18 protein-coding genes are annotated in these 16,965 nt (G+C 43.0%); 7 read left to right on the top strand and 11 right to left on the bottom strand.

The genetic code is table 11. The features are described from left to right. Positions 1-54: 54 nt before the first annotated feature. Positions 55-1,032 carry an HD domain-containing protein gene (locus tag CZ434_RS06315; RefSeq protein WP_077622345.1) on the bottom strand — a complete coding sequence of 326 codons (978 nt, stop codon included), beginning with the start codon at positions 1,030-1,032 and terminating at the stop codon, positions 55-57. 200 nt (positions 1,033-1,232) lie between these two features. Here CZ434_RS06315 and CZ434_RS06320 point away from each other — a divergent pair, with 200 nt between their 5' ends. Next, on the top strand, positions 1,233-2,219 hold the full coding sequence (locus CZ434_RS06320; protein ID WP_077622346.1) for a glycoside hydrolase family 43 protein: 987 nt from the start codon (positions 1,233-1,235) through the stop codon (positions 2,217-2,219). 109 nt (positions 2,220-2,328) lie between these two features. Here CZ434_RS06320 and CZ434_RS06325 read toward each other — a convergent pair whose 3' ends face one another. Next, entirely contained in the window at positions 2,329-2,601 is a 273-nt protein-coding gene (locus tag CZ434_RS06325) for a phosphocarrier protein HPr (RefSeq protein ID WP_077622347.1), read from the bottom strand. A 163-nt stretch (positions 2,602-2,764) separates the two neighbouring features. Here CZ434_RS06325 and CZ434_RS06330 point away from each other — a divergent pair, with 163 nt between their 5' ends. Beyond that, the gene (locus CZ434_RS06330) at positions 2,765-3,592 is read left to right on the top strand and encodes an STAS domain-containing protein (protein WP_245830928.1); all 828 of its coding nucleotides are present in this window, start codon (positions 2,765-2,767) and stop codon (positions 3,590-3,592) included. A gap of 44 nt (positions 3,593-3,636) precedes the next feature. On the opposite strand, the gene CZ434_RS22000 is transcribed toward CZ434_RS06330, so the two are convergent. Further along, complete coding sequence (locus tag CZ434_RS22000) at positions 3,637-3,783, bottom strand: hypothetical protein (RefSeq protein ID WP_179107190.1); 147 nt, start codon at positions 3,781-3,783, stop codon at positions 3,637-3,639. A gap of 308 nt (positions 3,784-4,091) precedes the next feature. Beyond that, positions 4,092-4,766, bottom strand: coding sequence for a hypothetical protein (locus tag CZ434_RS06335; RefSeq protein ID WP_077622348.1), 675 nt, complete (start codon positions 4,764-4,766; stop codon positions 4,092-4,094). Between the two features lie 146 nt (positions 4,767-4,912). On the opposite strand from CZ434_RS06335, the gene CZ434_RS06340 reads away from it, so the two are divergent. Further along, positions 4,913-6,037 (top strand): NADH-dependent flavin oxidoreductase, encoded by a 1,125-nt coding sequence (locus CZ434_RS06340; RefSeq protein WP_077622349.1) that lies wholly within the window; start codon positions 4,913-4,915, stop codon positions 6,035-6,037. Between the two features lie 129 nt (positions 6,038-6,166). Here the strand turns inward: CZ434_RS06340 and CZ434_RS06345 are convergent, their stop codons facing one another. The 4 genes from CZ434_RS06345 to brnQ all read right to left on the bottom strand — a co-directional run bounded on the left by CZ434_RS06345 (position 6,167) and on the right by brnQ (position 9,997). Next, positions 6,167-6,826, bottom strand: coding sequence for a type 1 glutamine amidotransferase domain-containing protein (locus CZ434_RS06345; protein ID WP_077622350.1), 660 nt, complete (start codon positions 6,824-6,826; stop codon positions 6,167-6,169). Between the two features lie 59 nt (positions 6,827-6,885). After that, on the bottom strand, positions 6,886-7,914 hold the full coding sequence (locus CZ434_RS06350; protein WP_077622351.1) for an NADH:flavin oxidoreductase/NADH oxidase: 1,029 nt from the start codon (positions 7,912-7,914) through the stop codon (positions 6,886-6,888). Between the two features lie 186 nt (positions 7,915-8,100). Next, the gene (locus tag CZ434_RS06355) at positions 8,101-8,553 is read right to left on the bottom strand and encodes a MarR family winged helix-turn-helix transcriptional regulator (protein WP_077622352.1); all 453 of its coding nucleotides are present in this window, start codon (positions 8,551-8,553) and stop codon (positions 8,101-8,103) included. 85 nt (positions 8,554-8,638) lie between these two features. Beyond that, positions 8,639-9,997, bottom strand: coding sequence for a branched-chain amino acid transport system II carrier protein (gene brnQ / locus CZ434_RS06360; RefSeq protein ID WP_077622353.1), 1,359 nt, complete (start codon positions 9,995-9,997; stop codon positions 8,639-8,641). A gap of 403 nt (positions 9,998-10,400) precedes the next feature. On the opposite strand from brnQ, the gene CZ434_RS22005 reads away from it, so the two are divergent. Then, positions 10,401-10,550, top strand: a complete 150-nt coding sequence (locus CZ434_RS22005) for a hypothetical protein (protein ID WP_179107191.1) — start codon at positions 10,401-10,403, stop codon at positions 10,548-10,550. 52 nt (positions 10,551-10,602) lie between these two features. Here the strand turns inward: CZ434_RS22005 and CZ434_RS06365 are convergent, their stop codons facing one another. Both CZ434_RS06365 and CZ434_RS06370 read right to left on the bottom strand, forming a co-directional pair. Then, the gene (locus tag CZ434_RS06365; protein WP_077622354.1) at positions 10,603-11,688 is read right to left on the bottom strand and encodes an NAD(P)H-dependent flavin oxidoreductase; all 1,086 of its coding nucleotides are present in this window, start codon (positions 11,686-11,688) and stop codon (positions 10,603-10,605) included. A 170-nt stretch (positions 11,689-11,858) separates the two neighbouring features. Beyond that, positions 11,859-12,620: a MerR family transcriptional regulator gene (locus tag CZ434_RS06370; protein WP_077622355.1), complete on the bottom strand. Its 762-nt coding sequence runs from the start codon at positions 12,618-12,620 to the stop codon at positions 11,859-11,861. Between the two features lie 171 nt (positions 12,621-12,791). Between CZ434_RS06370 and CZ434_RS06375 the strand changes: the two genes are divergently transcribed. From CZ434_RS06375 to CZ434_RS06385, 3 genes are all read left to right on the top strand, one after another. Beyond that, a complete protein-coding gene (locus tag CZ434_RS06375; protein WP_425442018.1) occupies positions 12,792-13,076 on the top strand; it encodes a YhdT family protein in 285 nt (94 codons plus the stop codon). Next, positions 13,073-14,512: a sodium/pantothenate symporter gene (gene panF / locus CZ434_RS06380; RefSeq protein WP_077622357.1), complete on the top strand. Its 1,440-nt coding sequence runs from the start codon at positions 13,073-13,075 to the stop codon at positions 14,510-14,512. Before CZ434_RS06375 ends, panF begins: the two co-directional genes overlap by 4 nt. A gap of 346 nt (positions 14,513-14,858) precedes the next feature. After that, a complete protein-coding gene (locus CZ434_RS06385) occupies positions 14,859-16,016 on the top strand; it encodes a DUF4317 domain-containing protein (RefSeq protein WP_077622358.1) in 1,158 nt (385 codons plus the stop codon). Positions 16,017-16,196: 180 nt separating this feature from the next. Here CZ434_RS06385 and CZ434_RS06390 read toward each other — a convergent pair whose 3' ends face one another. After that, complete coding sequence (locus tag CZ434_RS06390) at positions 16,197-16,895, bottom strand: hypothetical protein (RefSeq protein WP_077622359.1); 699 nt, start codon at positions 16,893-16,895, stop codon at positions 16,197-16,199. Between the last annotated feature and the right edge of the window lie 70 nt (positions 16,896-16,965).

Here is a 16,965-nt window from a genome sequence, read left to right on the forward strand (position 1 = left end):
TTTTTGCTAGTTTATGCCGGACTGGGATGTGGGGTTCTACTAAAGGCTTTCACACTAGGAGGAAATTACTTTTACAAACATCCCCTTCTTGAATTTTTCATGTGCGTCTTTATTTAATTCCGTTATTCGTTCGGAAACTTCTGAGGCACGGACGAGTTCATTGCCCACTAAAACAGAAGGATCGATCATCCGCACCTTGCTTTTTCGGTGCAAATCATAATCTGCTCCATCTTCTTTCACTATCACGTTCGGGTTAAGTCTTCGTAATCCATTGTTTATTTCCTTATCGTTCGTCGATGCTAATTTCCGAATCAGTGCTTCATCTTCTCCTAGAAAGTCACCCTGTTTGACAACCCCTTTCTCCAGAGATAATCGTAATACACCTGCCAACGTATCGTTCGCATATACATTGAGTGGATCCATAAAGAAATCAATCACTTCTTTATAATAAGTTTCCGCAAACCACTCTGCGGTTTCTATGCTGTCAGGATACATTTTTCCTTCTCTTACAACTAATCGGTCCAGAAAAGCCTGAGCCTCCTCCCTAGTAATTTGTCCGTATTCCAACAAATCACGCAGCGTATAATCCACCCTGTCTGCACACAATTCCGGTGCTGGCTGCTCAAGCAGCGTCCATTTTGCATCATCTGCCAATATTTCTTTATAGGTATAATCGTACTTTTCCAAAATAGCAGGTATTTCTGAGTTCTCAACAATAGAATGGTAGATGGTTTCATGGTAATCTTCCTTTTCGTTGTCGAAAACAAAATCAATGACATGGGAAAACGCTGTATGCGAAATGTCATGTAAAAGCCCTGCAATCTGCTCCTCTAACCGTCCACCTAATTTCCGGATCAAAAGCATTACTCCGATAGAGTGTTCGTACCGGGTTACATTCCACTGTTTATTGACCAGATAACTTGCACCACCCTGATGGACTCCCTTCAATCTTTGGACAGGGGTACTTACTATTAAATCCTCCAGCACTTTTTCGACTTCGAATTCTCCGTATAGTCTATCTTTTATAAACATGCCATTCTCCTTTTCGTTTGCAATTCGATAACAGTATCCATCATATCTTTCAGAATGATTTTTATAAAGCCATGCCAGACAAGCAGGTTTCTTCTTTCCCTCTCTTTATATGTTGGAATTACAGTTTATTAACTTGATAGATTGTTTGTATTATAATAAAATTAAAGCGCTTACTATTATTTGTCTGAAAGGGGAAGAATATGGCTAAAATCGCAAAACCAAACCAACCAATTGTGGAACATATTTATACAGCAGATCCATCTGCACATGTATTTGAGGGCAAGATTTACATATACCCTTCACATGACTTGGATGTCGATGTACCTTCCAATGATAACGGTGACCAGTATGGAATGGAAGATTATCACGTTTTATCCTTGGAAGATTTTCAGTCACCTGTTACGGACCATGGGGAAGCGCTTCACTTGAAAGATGTCCCTTGGGTGAAACAGCAAATGTGGGCTCCTGATGCGGCATATAAAAACAATACCTATTATTTGTTTTTCCCTGCCAAAGACAAGGATGAAATCTTCCGCCTCGGAGTTGCCACAAGCTCAAATCCGGCAGGACCTTTCACGCCTCAGGAAAGCTATATACCAGGAAGCTTCAGTATCGATCCTGCTGTGTTGGTAGACGATGATGACAGAGCCTATGTGTATTTCGGCGGACTTTGGGGAGGACAGCTGGAAAAATGGCAGACGGGAGAATTCGACCCAGATGCGGAAGGCCCGGCAGGTTCAGAACCGGCTTTAGGCCCGATTGTCGCTGAATTGAGCGATGACATGTTGTCTTTCAAAAGTGAACCGCAGGAAATCTCCATTGTCGACGAGGACGGCAATCCTATTCTCGCAGAGGACGAAGACAGAAGATTCTTCGAGGGTGCCTGGGTCCATAAATATAACGGTTTATATTACCTGTCTTATTCTACCGGTACGACACATTATATTGTCTATGCGGTAAGTGACAAGCCACAGGGGCCATTTGTCTATAAAGGCAGAATCCTTGAGCCAGTGGTCGGCTGGACAACCCATCACTCGATTGTACAGTTTCAAGACAAGTGGTACTTGTTTTACCATGACAGTTCGTTGTCAGGCGGCGTAAACCAAAAGAGAAGTGTTAAATATACGGAAATCAAGTATAACGAAGATGGAACCATCCAAACCATCGACCCGTACAGCGAATCATAAAGTGAAACGAGCGGAAGGGTCTGAGACCCTTCTACAGATGGTACAGAGGAAACCACCAAAGGCAAAAAAAAGTGCCTGCGTTCAACGCGAGGCACTTTTTCTGTGTCTATCAACCTTGTTCTGCCAATCCCTCGTCTTTCAGAAAAGCCGAAATTTGTTCGAAGGCATTTTCCTCATCTCGACCGTTGATGGTCAATTTAAAGGCAGCTCCTCTTTCAAGCCCCAGAGACATGACGCCCATGATCGACTTTACATTAACAAGCTTGTTCTCATATTCCAGTTTGATGTCCGAAACAAACCTATTCGCATATTGAATTAATGTTGTGGCTGGTCGGGCATGAATTCCCAATGGATCGATAACTGTAAATGTCTTTTCTACCATTTTTGCTTACTCCTCTATCGATGTTTTCCTGTTTAGTATAAACTAAAAAGGAATGATTCTTAAGTGAAGCGTCTCACATCAACTCATTTATTGTCTATTTTTGGAGTTTCCTGTAAAGTAAAAAGATATTTAGGTTAACAAAACGTAAAAAGGGTGGATAGCAGTGAATTCGTTTCATGGGTTTCATACTTATCTTAAAAATAATGCCAATTCTCTGGCTCACGAGATTGTCGAGACTGTAATGGGAATAATGGACCTGAACATCCCTGCATGGGAACAGGAACAAGCGGTTGAGATGTACGTAGAGTTTCTCGGCTACCTTGGTGAATCATTAGGATCGGAAAAAAACAGGGAAGTTCCTGATTCTCTGATTGAGTGGAGTAAGAAGAATGCAGCGATGCAAGTATCTTCTGAAGGAAAAATTTCCGAGATTGCTGTCCGGTACCCTCCTACAAGGGAAGTTTTCAGTGATATATTCACCAGGATCAGTTCAGAACTCGGAATGTCGATTCATGAGAACGCACTTGTTATAAAACGCGTGAACAAACTGTTGGACATTAGTTTGAATGAAACAATCTATGCATTTGAACGACTTTCTGACAAATATAAAGAGAAAACCAAGAAAGAACTTGCCGAATTATCAGCACCATTGGTACCTGTCAAAGACGATGTCGTCGTTCTTCCATTCATCGGCGAAATTGACGCCTACAGGGCAAATCACATCATGGAAAATGTAGTTCCGCAAATTGCTGAACTGGAAATCGACTATGTAATCGCAGACTTTTCCGGGATTTTGACGATCAATGCAGATACGGCTCAATCTCTTCATCAAATCGGCAGCATGACTAAATTGATGGGTGTCCAAGTTATCACCACCGGCTTGCGGCCCCAACTCGTTCAGACGGTGGTCAACAACAGTATTGAATTTAAGACAATAAAGGCCTTCGCCACCGTTAAACAGGCTTTGGACAGCATAGAGCAAGATACATAATAAGACCCAAGACCCGTTTTTTGGCGGGATTTGGGTCTTAAACCTCACATTAAGTCATGAACCGATTCTTCAAGGTAAAGCCAGTGATAATAACCTACTTCTTCGTCTGTCATCTTTTTCACTTGATCTTGTTGGAAGGAAGCTAAATCACATAGTTCTTCTTCAAAGTTGGTTCTTAATGCTTGGCTCATTTTTAACAATCCCCTTTGGCAAAAAGATTAACGGAACAACCGTTTTAATTTTATAGTTTATATATATCTCTATTTGAGATAAATAAGCTATCATTTTGAGATAGGTTGTTCCGACTTTTATGCTATAGTGATATGTGACATATTCTCCCAACATACCCAAAGGAGTTTGTTGAATATGCCGAAACATGCTCCCATTAAGGGGAGGAATGCTTCGGCTTCCTTGGTGTTGCAAAATTCCCCGGCCCACTTTTGGAAGGAACAAGTTACCTGATCTGCCGCGGTGCGCACATGCGCTTAAATGGCAATAACTATAGCTGTTTTATTTTGTAACGATCAACATCTTTATTTATTTGGGAGGAATCCAGGCAATCACAGTTTTCTTCCCCGCATGGAACAAACTTCAATAGATATGGCCTTACATGTAGGGGCTGCCGGAAACGGTTGCTTGCAAAGTACCCGTCATTGTTGTCATACTGGTTTACTACTAGACGTTGGAAGGTTTCATCGCCGTCATCTTCTGCTTTCTCTACATGGGTGAAGAATTTGGGCGAAGCGAAAGCACTGCTTGACAGTTCGCCGATGAATAGAATTTTGGCATTGAACAAATAATGAAGAGCCTTTGCAGCATCATAGGAAGGGCAATAGTATGAATTGGCCGGAGGCGGTGCTCCCATGATGAAGAGTCTTGGCGGAATGTCCCCGACGGCCCCAAAACGGATGGCCGTTTCATATGCCGTTTCTTTTACCACGCCAACAGGCTTTCTTTCCCAGTTCCTGTTAACCTCATCTTCATATCCATAATCTGCGAACAAAAGCGAATCAGAAATGTTGCGGTTCCACTCCAGCCCGAGCCCAAGCCCTAACGCGCCATTGCCGGCAAAGACTTCGACGACTTGTTTTAAAGGAATCTCTTTGTTTTTCAGATAAGACCTTAGTCCTTCGATGAATCCTGACGTCAAATTGACGTATGATTGGCCCGTCATATTATCTCCTCCGATAGTCGGTTTCTGTTTATATTATAGTTCGATAAAAGATACCAATCCCCTCTTCGATTCAAGCAGAAAAATGTACAAAGATACGATTGTTTACTAAGATGGTGTTTATCTTGATTAGGGAGGAAACAGACAGCATGAGCAAAAACAATAATGCATTATTATCCACTTATACATTTGCTAATGGCGTCGAATTGAAAAATCGAATCGTCATGGCACCAATGACCAACTTCTCATCGAACGATGACGGAACGATCACCGAAGCAGAGGCCGCCTATTATGCAAGGCGTTCAAGCGGTGCGAGTATGGTGATTACCGCCTGTACATATGTAACGCCGAACGGTAAAGGCTTTCCTGGTGAGTTCGGTGCAGATTCTGACGACATGATTCCAAGCCTAAGCAAATTGGCTAAAGCAATCAAGGACCAAGGCGCCAAAGCTGTTCTGCAAATCTTTCACGGCGGCCGAATGTGCCCGCCAGACCTTGTTCCAGGAAAAGAAGTAGTCAGTGCAAGTGACGTTCCTGCAGAAGGTGAAGGCAATCCAGTACCAAAATCTTTGTCTGAATCTGAAATCGAAGAGATTATCGATGCGTTCGGTGAAACAACACGCCGGGCTATAACTGCAGGTTTTGACGGAGTGGAAATTCACGGTGCCAACGGATACTTGATCCAGCAATTCTTTTCACCTCATTCCAACCGTCGTGAAGACCGGTTCGGAGGCAGTTTGGAGAAACGGATGGCGTTTCCATTGGCGGTTGTCGACAAAGTAAAAAGCGTTGCTGCGGAACATGCGGATTCTTCATTCCTCATTGGTTACCGGTTTTCTCCGGAAGAGCCGGAAACACCAGGTATCACAATGGATGAAACGCTTGCTCTCATAGATGTACTTTCAGACAAAGGTTTGGATTATCTGCACGTTTCTTTGATGGAGTTCGCTTCTACTCCAAGACGTGGTGTGGATGATTTGAACAAGACACGGATTGATCACCTACAAGAAACGATCGATAACAGGGTCCCATTAATCGGTGTAGGCTCCATTTATACTGCTGAAGATGCACGTCATGCACTTGAATCCGGTGTGCCGCTGCTGGCATTGGGCCGCGAGTTAATTATTGATCCTGACTGGGTGCAAAAAGTCGCTGAAGGAAAAGAAGATGAGATTATAACTGAGCTCGACAAGGACAAACAGGAGCAGCTGGTCGTACCGGATCCATTGTGGAATATTATCACTACTACCCCCGGGTGGTTTCCAGGCGTTTAAATTACTTGTGATAAATCAAACCCCCACCGCCAATCAAAAATTGGCGGTGGGGGTTTTTAACATCTATCGAGTTTGGTTATTAAAGTAGTTGTTAGCAAACAATACTATGCTGGATATTGCGGAGAACACCTATGCTTCTTCCAACGTTTCAACTACTTTTCTTGCCGTACTGCCGCTTGATTGTGGATTCTGACCGGTGACCAAATTCCCGTCTCGGACAGAGTAGTCAGACCAATTGGCTCCAGCCTCAAATAATGCGCCTTTTTCACGCAGTTTCGTTTCAAGCAAGAAAGGCATATGCTGGTCCAATTCCATTTCTCTTTCTTCATCATCTGTAAAAGCTGAAACTTTCTTCCCTTTGACTAATGGAGTTCCATCCTTGTATGTCACATTTACCAAGCCGGCAGGACCGTGACAGACAGAACCGATTACCCGTTCATCTTCTGCAAATTGCTGTAATACATAAAGCAGCGTTTCATTGTCAGGGAAATCGAACATTGTTCCATGCCCGCCGGGAAGGAATATAGCATCAAAGCCGTCAGCATCCTGCTTCGTAAGTTTTTCCGTGTTCTTCAGTTCGGCTTCCGCTTGTTTCCATTCCGGTTTTTCCTCGATACTGCTAGGATCTAATGCTACTTCTCCGCCTGCGATGCTGGTCACTTTCACATCGTATCCCTTTTCTTTAAAAATTAAATAAGGCACCGCAAATTCTTCCAGCCAGAGACCTGTTTTATGATCATCTGTGATTGTTGTATGGTTGGTTACCACCATCAGCACTTTTTTTGACATCTTATTTCCTCCCTTTTTTCTTTTCGTTCATCTTGTATTATTAACCCTGTTTCTCGTTTTTACTTAGGAAAACTAACCTGATACTGTCGAGGTATCTCTGTTTCTTTTTTCAGTTTGGCGGCAGCTTCCAATGTCCAGTATGGATTCCGCAGCATGCCTCTTCCTACTGCTACAAGATCGGCATCTTCATTCCCGATCACGGAATTCGCCAAAGCAGGCTCGTCCAGCCTCCCGACTGCTATTACCGGAACATTCAATGCTTGTTTGATTTCTCTCGCCAATGGTACTTGATAGGCGACATGTGTACCCGGCCGGCCGTGCGCAGCAATCGGACCTTCTCCGCCTGCGCTGACATGGAACATGTCGACGCCTGCATCCTTGTACACTTTCGAGAATTCGATACTTTCTTCGATCCCGTATCCTCCGTCGACATACTCTTTTCCGGATATACGCATGATCAGCGGCATATCTTCCGGCATCACACTTTTCGCTGCTTCTACCACTTCTTTGCCGAATTTTGTTAGATCTTGTCCATACTCATCGGTCCTTTTATTTGTATATGCAGACTGAAATTCATGAATAAGGTAGCCGTGAGCACCATGAAGTTCGATGGCATCCACACCGGCTTTGACAGCACGTTCCACAGCTGATTGGAACTTTTCTACCATATCTTTGATTTCCGCAGTCGAAAGCTCCCGAGGTGTTTTGGAATTTTCGTCAAATGGAATAGCTGAAGGTGCAACAGGCTCGTCAGCATCTTCCGCCTTTCTCCCAGCATGAGCGATTTGGATACCGACTTTTGCGCCATGTTGATGACAGGCTTCCACGATTCTTGCCAATGCCGGAATCTGTTCATCTGACCAAAGACCTAAATCATAATCGGTGATCCGTCCATCGGGTTCTACATCTGTCATTTCGATGATGACGAAACTAGCTCCACCAATTGCCCGGCTCACATAATGTATGTAATGCCAATCGGTGGCGATGCCGTCTTTGTTTGTTACAGAATACTGGCACATCGGCGGCATAACGACACGATTTTTCAGTTCCAGCCCTTTTATTTTGAAAGGCGTAAATAAATGATCCATATACAATTCCCTTCTTTCCGAAAAAATTTTTCCCTGTACATGATATAATGTCGGTCTATTCGAATATTATTAATTGCATGCACATGCATACAATAGACGATTGGAAATAGAATCGTCAATCAATTAAACTTCAACTCCCCTTCAACAAAAAAACTCCCCAGCAAAATGTGCTGAAAGGAGCTGTTTTCATTGACTTGTATGTTTTGTTTCTGCCAGAAATAAACGGGCTAAACTTTCCTTCACATCCTCGCGATCGAGGGCAGATTCGAGCTGCTGATGAAAAGTGATGGTTGCTTTTTCCAGTTTACTTTCCCCTATTCCGGTGATTGAAGTGTAAATATTTCTACGGTCATCCTGACAGATTTCCCTCTGCAAGGCGCCACAGCCTTTTGCTTCGAATCTGGAAACCAATCTTGACATGGCACTCTGACTCAAACCCACCATTGACTGCAATTGCTGTAACCTTAATTTCTTATCAGGAGATTCATGTAAAAAAAGAAGGACATAAAATTCTTTCAACGACAAATCATGTTCCTGCTGCAACCTTGCTTCTAGTTCATTGGAAATCCTGCCGTAGGCATCCGTTAAAGAAAGCCAGCCAGAAATAAGACTGCTGTTCCTATCATGTTCTATTATCATCACCGCCTATACCAGATACTAGCATTATTATAACTTATAGTGGGCAATTTTCATATATCAGCAGGATTCTACCATTATGCAAACATCACTGTTCCTCAGCCGTAGAGTGATGTTTCAAATTCGGCAGAAAACCGCCTATTACAGCACCGGCTAAAGCTGGCAATGTCCAGCCAAGCCCCATACTGTATAGAGGCAGATAATCAAGATAGAATGCACTTACGGTTTCAAACAAAGTTATGGTCGCTTCCGGCAAACTGCCAGTTAAGGCATTGTAACCATCCACTACACAGACGAAAAAGGTCAGCAGCATAGACATCGCATAGACACCTTTCCGGTTTCCGAATAATGGGGAAATAAGACCCAACACAATTAGAACGATCGCCAGTGGATACAAAAACATCAAGACGGGTACTGCAAATTGAATGATATTCGTTAGACCGAAGTTTGCTATCGCAAACGAAACGAGACATAAAAAAAGCACAAATGTTTTATAGCTCACTTTCGGAAAAACTTCATGAAAGAATTCACTGCAGGAGGTAATTAGCCCGATGCTTGTTTTAAGACAGGCCAATACGATGATGACAGCCAGTAACACAGCACCGAATGGTCCAAAATAGTTTTGGGCAACAGCAGCAAAAATCTGTCCTCCATTTTCAAATTTACCGACTGCAGATACACTCGAGGCCCCCATATAGGTGATCAGGCCATAGATCAATGTCATCAGGCCCATGGCGAACACCCCTGATTTCCATGTTGCCTTGGCAATTGCCTTCGTTTCTGTAATACCCTGTCCTTTAATAGCATTGATGACGACAATCCCGAAGGCAAGCGACGCTAAAGCATCCATCGTATTATAGCCTTCTTTAAAGCCTGTCATAAAGGCAAAGCGACTATAATCACCCACCGGACTGCCGAATGAACCCATCGGTTTTATGATAGTAACGACAATTAAAATAAATAAGAACAGTAAAAAGGCCGGTGTAAGATACTTGCCGATATAATCCATGATTTTCGCCGGGTTCCGGGAAAAATAGTAAACAATAACAAAAAACAAAAAGCTGAAAACACCAAGTAATAGGCTGGCTTGGTCAGGATTGATGAATGGGCTGAAACCAACTTCGAATGGTACAGTTGCTGTACGCGGAATAGCGAAGAATGGGCCGATTGTTAAGTAAAGCATCATGGAAAAAATGATTCCGAACACGGGATGAACCCTGTCAGCCAATTCCCGCAAACCGTTGCTCCCCGATAAGCCGATCGCTAAAATCCCCATAAACGGCAAGCCGATCGTCGTTATTAAAAAGCCGATCAGGGCCGGCCAAAACTGGGTCCCAGCCATCTGTCCCAATTGAATCGGAAAAATCAAGTTCCCTGCCCCGAAATACATTCCGAACAGCATGGTACCAATGATGGCATAGGTAGAAAATGGTATTTTGCTTTGCATATACATTGTCCCTTCTAGATGTGATATATTGTGTGTCCATTTACGACAATAGAAATAATCATAACAAGATATACAAAAAGGCACAATATATTTTTAATTTTAAAAAGTCGGACAAATGTAGATTCCAAAGAATGAATTCCACTCTATAAGTCAGCGTCAACCATTCCAATTGCTTTTTTCTCGAAATTTTCTTCCCTTCCCATGATTATTACTTATCTGTCAGAAACCTTGTCCCTCTAGGCGCAAAAGGGACTAAGAATTTCCCCGATATCAGTTTTGGATGATAAAGCAATAATTCATCTCAAATTGATATTTTATTTATCTCTAAATGAGATATATAGTAAATATAAGAAATGAAAGCGGTTAACCGCTCATCACTTTTTTTACAAAGGGGATTGTTAATATGAGCCAAACACTAAGAAACGACCTAATGAACGATTTACGGAATCTAGCTTTCCTTAATGAAGAAAAGGTTAACAACATGACAGATTCAGAAGTGGAATATTACCACTGGCTCTATTTAGAAGAAGAATCCGTATATAACTTAATGTAAAATAAATAAGGAAGGGTCTGACTCCGGTGAACGAGCCAGACCTTTTTTCTTGTTAAAATATTTTTCTGTCCATCAACTCTTCAGCACTTGAAACTATATCTTCCATTAAAGCTTTTACTGTTTGAGCTTTGGCAAGTCTTGGACTCTGACCAGACCAAAGCGACATAAACTCCTTCTTGTTTTGCCTTGAAGATGCTGCACGAAGCCCTTTCGTCAGCGCATTCTGAACAGGAAATCCAGGCCAGGAAACTTTCATCCGGTGCATGTCTGTAATGAATTCGTTAACAATACCTCTTGCCCACTTACCCGAGAATGCCTTGGTCAGAACGGTATCATCCTCCCGAGCATGAAGGACTGCATTTTTGTGGAGAGGGTGTGCTCCGCTTTCAAGACATGTCAGGAAAGCAGTACCCATTTGAACCCCCTCCGCTCCGAGAAGCAAAGACGCCATCAATCCTCTGCCATCCATAATTCCGCCAGCTCCAATGACGGGAATGGAGACATTGTCCGAAACCTGGGGAATCAGCGACATTAAGCCAACCGGACTCGAATCGTCCGCCTTTATAAAAGCTCCCCGATGGCCGCCCGCCTCGCTGCCCTGGACAACGACTATATCCATTCCACTCTCTTCTATTGCAAGCGCTTCTTCCACCGACGTTGCGGTTCCCACTAAGACAACATCGTGTTGCTTAAATGTATCGATCACTTCTTTTGGAGGGATTCCGAACGTAAACGAACAGATGGGAACCTTCTCCTCGATTACGACCTTCACTTGTTTACGGAATATTTCCGACGTTTCTTCAAATAAAGGGACCTCCCTGTAATTAGTCCGGGGTACTTTCAGTTGCTCCTGAATCGGTTGCAGTAAATGGTTTGCTGCTTCTACTTCTTCTTCTATCACGTTGAACTCCGTTGGGACAAAAAGATTGATGCCAAAATTGCAGGAAGTCCATTGTCTTATTTCGTTAATCTGATTTCGTATTTGACCGGGACTCATATAACCCGCACCGATGGTACCGAGCCCTCCGCAATTGGAAACCTCCGCCACCAATTTTGATGTCGTCACCCCGCCTGCCATTGGAGCCTGGATAACCGGATATTTTATTCCCAATTGCTTTGTTGCTTCATTTTCCAACATAGACGAACACCCCGATATCTAGATTTGACCTCATCTACATATTCTTGGAGGATTCTCATATTCCTTTTTTTTGTGCATTTGTGTTTGTCAGCGCACAGCGATTTCTGTTAAAGGCTGACACGATTCTCTAAAATAACCGGATTTCTGACTCTTGCCTGTTTATTGCTCTTCTACTCGGCTTGTTGCGTAAAGAATTCCATAGCTTGATTGAGCCATTCCTGTTCCTCTTCCGTAAAAGGCGAGGGCATCATTTGCTCCAGTTCTTTGATATCCGTTTCCTCTACCTCTGCATCGGCTAATTGCCGGATTAGATCTTCTCCAAGGAAGGCAAAAGTCGCTTCAAGGTATTGGCCAGCCATTTCAATCACTTCCGGATCGTCAAAGGGTCTTCCGTAAAGCATTCTCACCCTTTTTGCCAACATCAGAAAGGTATCATCGAACTCCGTCTTCTCTTGTTCCGATTTGTTTGCCAGCTCTTTTGCAACATCTGTCAGCATATGCTCTTCCATCCACTCTTTTTGCTTATTATCCAGATGCAGATGATTGATCAGGCTTAACAATAAATTGCTGTCGATCGCTCTTTCTTCTTCCAATAGCCTCATTACCCTTCTAATAGCTTCCATTGAAGCATCGATCCGCGCACTTTCTTTCTCTAGTGCCTTTAAGTGGAGGCCTAGCGTTTCATTCAAATCGACAGTAAAGCTTGATTCTTTCATCAATTCTCTGATCTTTTCCAAGCTGTAACCGAGAAATTTCAAACTTAGTATTTTTTGCAATGTGAGAAGGTCCTGCTGAACATAAACGCGGTGGCCTGAACTTTGGTTCTTTTCAGGTTGAAGCAAACCAATTTCATCGTAGTAATGCAATGTTCTGATAGATATTCCAGTCCTTTCAGAGAATTCACCAATCGAATACTTTGATTCACTGGTCATCAACATACCCCCTAAAATAGTTATACATTCATTATAAAACCTCCCGTTACTGGAGGTTCAATAATTAAATCCCTTATCTCCTTGTTATTTCTACCAACGGCGCAATGAACCATTTTTAAAATAACCTAACACCAATCCGATATGGTAAAATGCACAGGAGGGGGCGATGTTGTGAAAAATCATCCTGACAAAAACAAGGATTATCGTTTCAGAATAGCTAACAGGGAGGCGCTTATAGGGATAGGATTAGTCTTATTCAATTTCATTTGGTGGTTCGCCTTCGCCTATGGACTGGGAGGGAAAGACACCTCTACATATACATTTATTTTCGGAATACCTGCATGGTTTTTTTTCAGCTGCATAATTGGTGTAGCGATTATGGCGATACTGGTATGGATTGTCGTAAGAGTGTTTTTTACAGAAGTACCTTTTGATGAGGAGTTAGAAAACGAATGAATTGGGAAGCAGCAATTACATTATTTGGTTCGGTCGCACTAATCTTTTTCATTGGCTTGACCGCAAGCCGCAGCAACAAAACAAGCAAATCATTTATACAGGATTATTATTTAGGCGGCCGGAGTTTAGGCGGATTCGTGCTTGCAATGACGATGACAGCTACATACGGAAGTGCGAGCAGCTTCATAGGCGGTCCCGGTGTTGCCTACAATGAGGGGCTTGGCTGGGTATTGTTGTCAGTCACACAGGTGGCGACAGGCTACTTCACCTTGATGATTCTCGGCAAAAAATTCGCTATCGTGACCCGCCGCTATAAGGCAATCACCATGGTCGACTTTTTAAAAGAACGTTACCAATCAAAATGGGTCGTGCTCTTGTCTTCTTTCAGTATTGTCGTGTTCTTATTTTCGGCGATGGCCGCACAGTGGATCGGGGGTGGGCGGCTGATTGAATCGCTGACAGGATTGTCTTATCATTCAGCACTGTTCATTTTTGTGATAACTGTTTTGGTCTATGTCACTTTCGGAGGTTTCCGGGCCGTCACGTTGACCGATGCCATTCAGGGCAGCATCATGTTTGTGGGCACACTGGTTTTGTTGGTTGCGGTTATTATCGCCGGCGGAGGAATTCCGGAAATCATGGCAGACCTTCAGGCAGAAAACCCCAATTTGATCACGCCATATGGGGCTGACGGGACTTTGACGCCTGCATATGTTTCTTCTTATTGGATATTGGTCGGTGTCGGGGTCGTAGCCTTGCCACAAATCGCCGTCAGGGCCATGTCCTACAAAAACACAAGATCATTTCACCGCTCTTTGATTATCGGAACAATTGTCGTCGGTATGATCATGTTGAACATGCATTTAATCGGAGTGTTCGCCAGACCGATACTGCCTGGTATTGAAGTCGGCGACAGAGTGATGCCGCTTATCGCCCTGGAAGTACTGCCGCCATGGCTTGCAGGTGTCGTCCTGGCTGCTCCGTTAGCGGCAATCATGTCGACGGTAGACTCGTTGCTGTTATTGGTAAGCTCGACGATTGTCAAAGATGTCTACATCAATTACTTAAAACCTGATGCTTCCCGTCAAAAAGTTCAGCGGCTTAGCATGGGGGTTACCGCATTGTTGGGTATCATCGTCTTTTTAATGGCAGTGAACCCTCCGGATTTGATCATCTGGCTTAACCTGTTCGCAATCGGCGGATTGGAAGCGGCGTTTATCTGGCCCATCGTGATGGGGCTCTATTGGGCCAAAGGAAATAAACACGGAGCACTGGCGTCGATGATAGTGGGAATCACTGCCTATGTGCTATTCCAGTCCTTCTATCCCCAACCATTCGGTATGCATGCAGTCGTGACTTCGATTTCGCTATCGTTTGTGGCATATGTCGGCTTTAGTTTAGTTATGGACAAGAAGCTGGCAATCGGGAACAAATGAGCATTATGTGAGCAAGACCATAAGTATCGGCAACCTCTGATGCTTATGGTCTTTTTCTCGGAACGCTTGATTTTTGGTAAACGACCTTCCCAAATGCTGATAGGACTCGGTAAAATTACTATCTTAGTGACCCCCGGTGAGAACAGGGCATTTTTTACAAGCCACCATCAAAGTGTCTAACTAGATAAAAATGAATTATGTTAAAATAGATGGATACCAATAATTTTGCAGTGGAGAGTAAATCAACCAAGAACAGATTTACTCTCCACTTTCTAGTGCCAGCATGTGATAACTTAATAGATAAAAACATAGAATACTAGAAACAAACACAGAGGTGGATTAATAGATGAATAAAAAAGACATCGCAAGCATTCGCAGACAATTCAAAGTCGATAATGACGTGCTCAAAATCTCCGATATTTTCAATGTCTATATCATGAAAGAAACAAGCGAAATCTATCATTATCAAAGTCAGCCGTTTGAAATGCTGGAACAGGACCAGCAGGAACTATTTATGAACAATTTCAAAAAATTGCTGGCCGGACAGCTGGACGAAAAATTGTTCGAATTGAAATTTGAACGCAATGCGGAGAACAGCAGCCAGCTGATCCTTCATCAGGGTTTGTTGAGCAACGATGTGGATGACTGGATACAACAAATGCTCCTCCTTGTCGAAAAAATGCTGCAGCACAAGCAATATGAAGAGGATATCGTCATCACCTTCATTAAAGCGGAATACTTGAAAAAGATGAAACGACGAAGCGAAGAGTCTGACGAAAATGATGCTGTCTATTCCAACCCGTTCATCCTATGCAGTATCAATAACACGCAGGATCCGAAGAAAGAGCTTCTTTTCGACTATGTGGAAAGGGAATTCAAGTATAATGTTGTTGTCGACCCGATCATCAATCTGAACACACCCATGTCCGGATTCCTTTTCCCTTGTATCACCGACAATGCTGCCGACGTAAACCACGTCCTCTATTCAGCTGGCAAGGTGAATGAACCGGATCCTAGCTTTGTAGAAGAAGTGTTGAATGCCCAGGAAACGATAACGGCAAAAGAAGACAAAACCGTTTTCGAAGAAATTGTGAAAGACGTGACAGGCGATCAATTGAATACGTCGACGCTCGCCAATGTTTATGGGGAAATCAACCGGGTCATCGAAGAAAACGAAGAAGAGGATGCTCCAAAGCTTGACTATAAAGATGTCGAGCGGGTGTTAAAAATGAGCGGCGTCGAAGATGTGAACACGGAAAAGGTGGAAGCAGCTTTCCAAAATGCCATTTTTGACGAGAAGTATGAGCTGAAAGCAAGCAGCATCCTGCCGAAGTATAATTCCAAATCGATCAAAATCAAAACAAAAATCGCCAACATCGCCATCAGCCCGGAAGATTTGAGATATGTAAGGCAAGTGAATTACAACGGCAAGCGCTGTATCATGATCGAAGTGGAAGAGGATACGGTGATAGAAGGATTCAAAATGATACCCGAGGCTTTTTGATGGAAATCCATCAGCACATACAAAAAATCCTTCTGCAAGCGTAATGCAGAAGGATTTTCCATTGTTGGAGGAAGCATATAAGCGGCCCAGTACTATCTGGTGGTGTAGCAAATCTTCTATATATGAAGTTGAAAAAATCCTGCTAGGTCAGGAGTTTCTTCATCCTATAGATGTTCCGTTTTATTCCATATGAAACAAAAGGATATCTGTCATTCTTATCAGAGAAAGTTGTTCCTTTTCTGCCAACTTTTTGATTTTGCCGGTTTGGCTGGATGTTTGTAAAAATTCTCTCAATGCAAATACATAACCGTGGTATTTAGGATAGTTGAATGATTTGTTTCCATAAATGATTTGATTGATATTGCCGTCGAACATGGGAAACAAGCCCGGACACATAAAGTGCAGAACTTTTGTCGTAGACGAGATGGAACGATCCCAGTTGCCCCCGCCGTTTACAATCCGGTCAGCAAGCTGAAGAAAGACTTTCAACATGATAGGTTCGGCGTTCCCGATATCAAAATACTTCTCTTCCTCCTGCTCCCCGACATTAATCTCTTCCAATTTTCGATTGAAATACTTCATTTCCAACCGGGAGAGCTCAGTCATGGCTTGCTCCTCAAGTGCCGGGGTCGGGATAGTGGGAACCCATGAAGAAGTCAATGCGAGTCTGGCAACCCACCTGCCCTTTTGCTGTTGCCCTCTTGTGTTGTTGAATGTGGCTATAATCAAAGGATAGGACTCATGATACCAAGAGGTACGGTCTCTCGGATTGTCTTCTGTATATTCCTGTTTACTTTTATAGTTTTCTATCGACTTGTCTATATTTTCATCCGTTAAAAGACTTTGAAGTGATTGGAATGCTTTGTTGTAATAATCCATTGCTACTCTCCTTCCACAATACTAATCCTATTCTAGCATATTCGTTTGAGCAAGAGATTTCTTGTATGTT

This window comes from Sediminibacillus massiliensis (assembly GCF_900156915.1).
In the GTDB taxonomy this organism is placed as follows: Bacteria; Bacillota; Bacilli; order Bacillales; family Amphibacillaceae; genus Sediminibacillus_A; species Sediminibacillus_A massiliensis.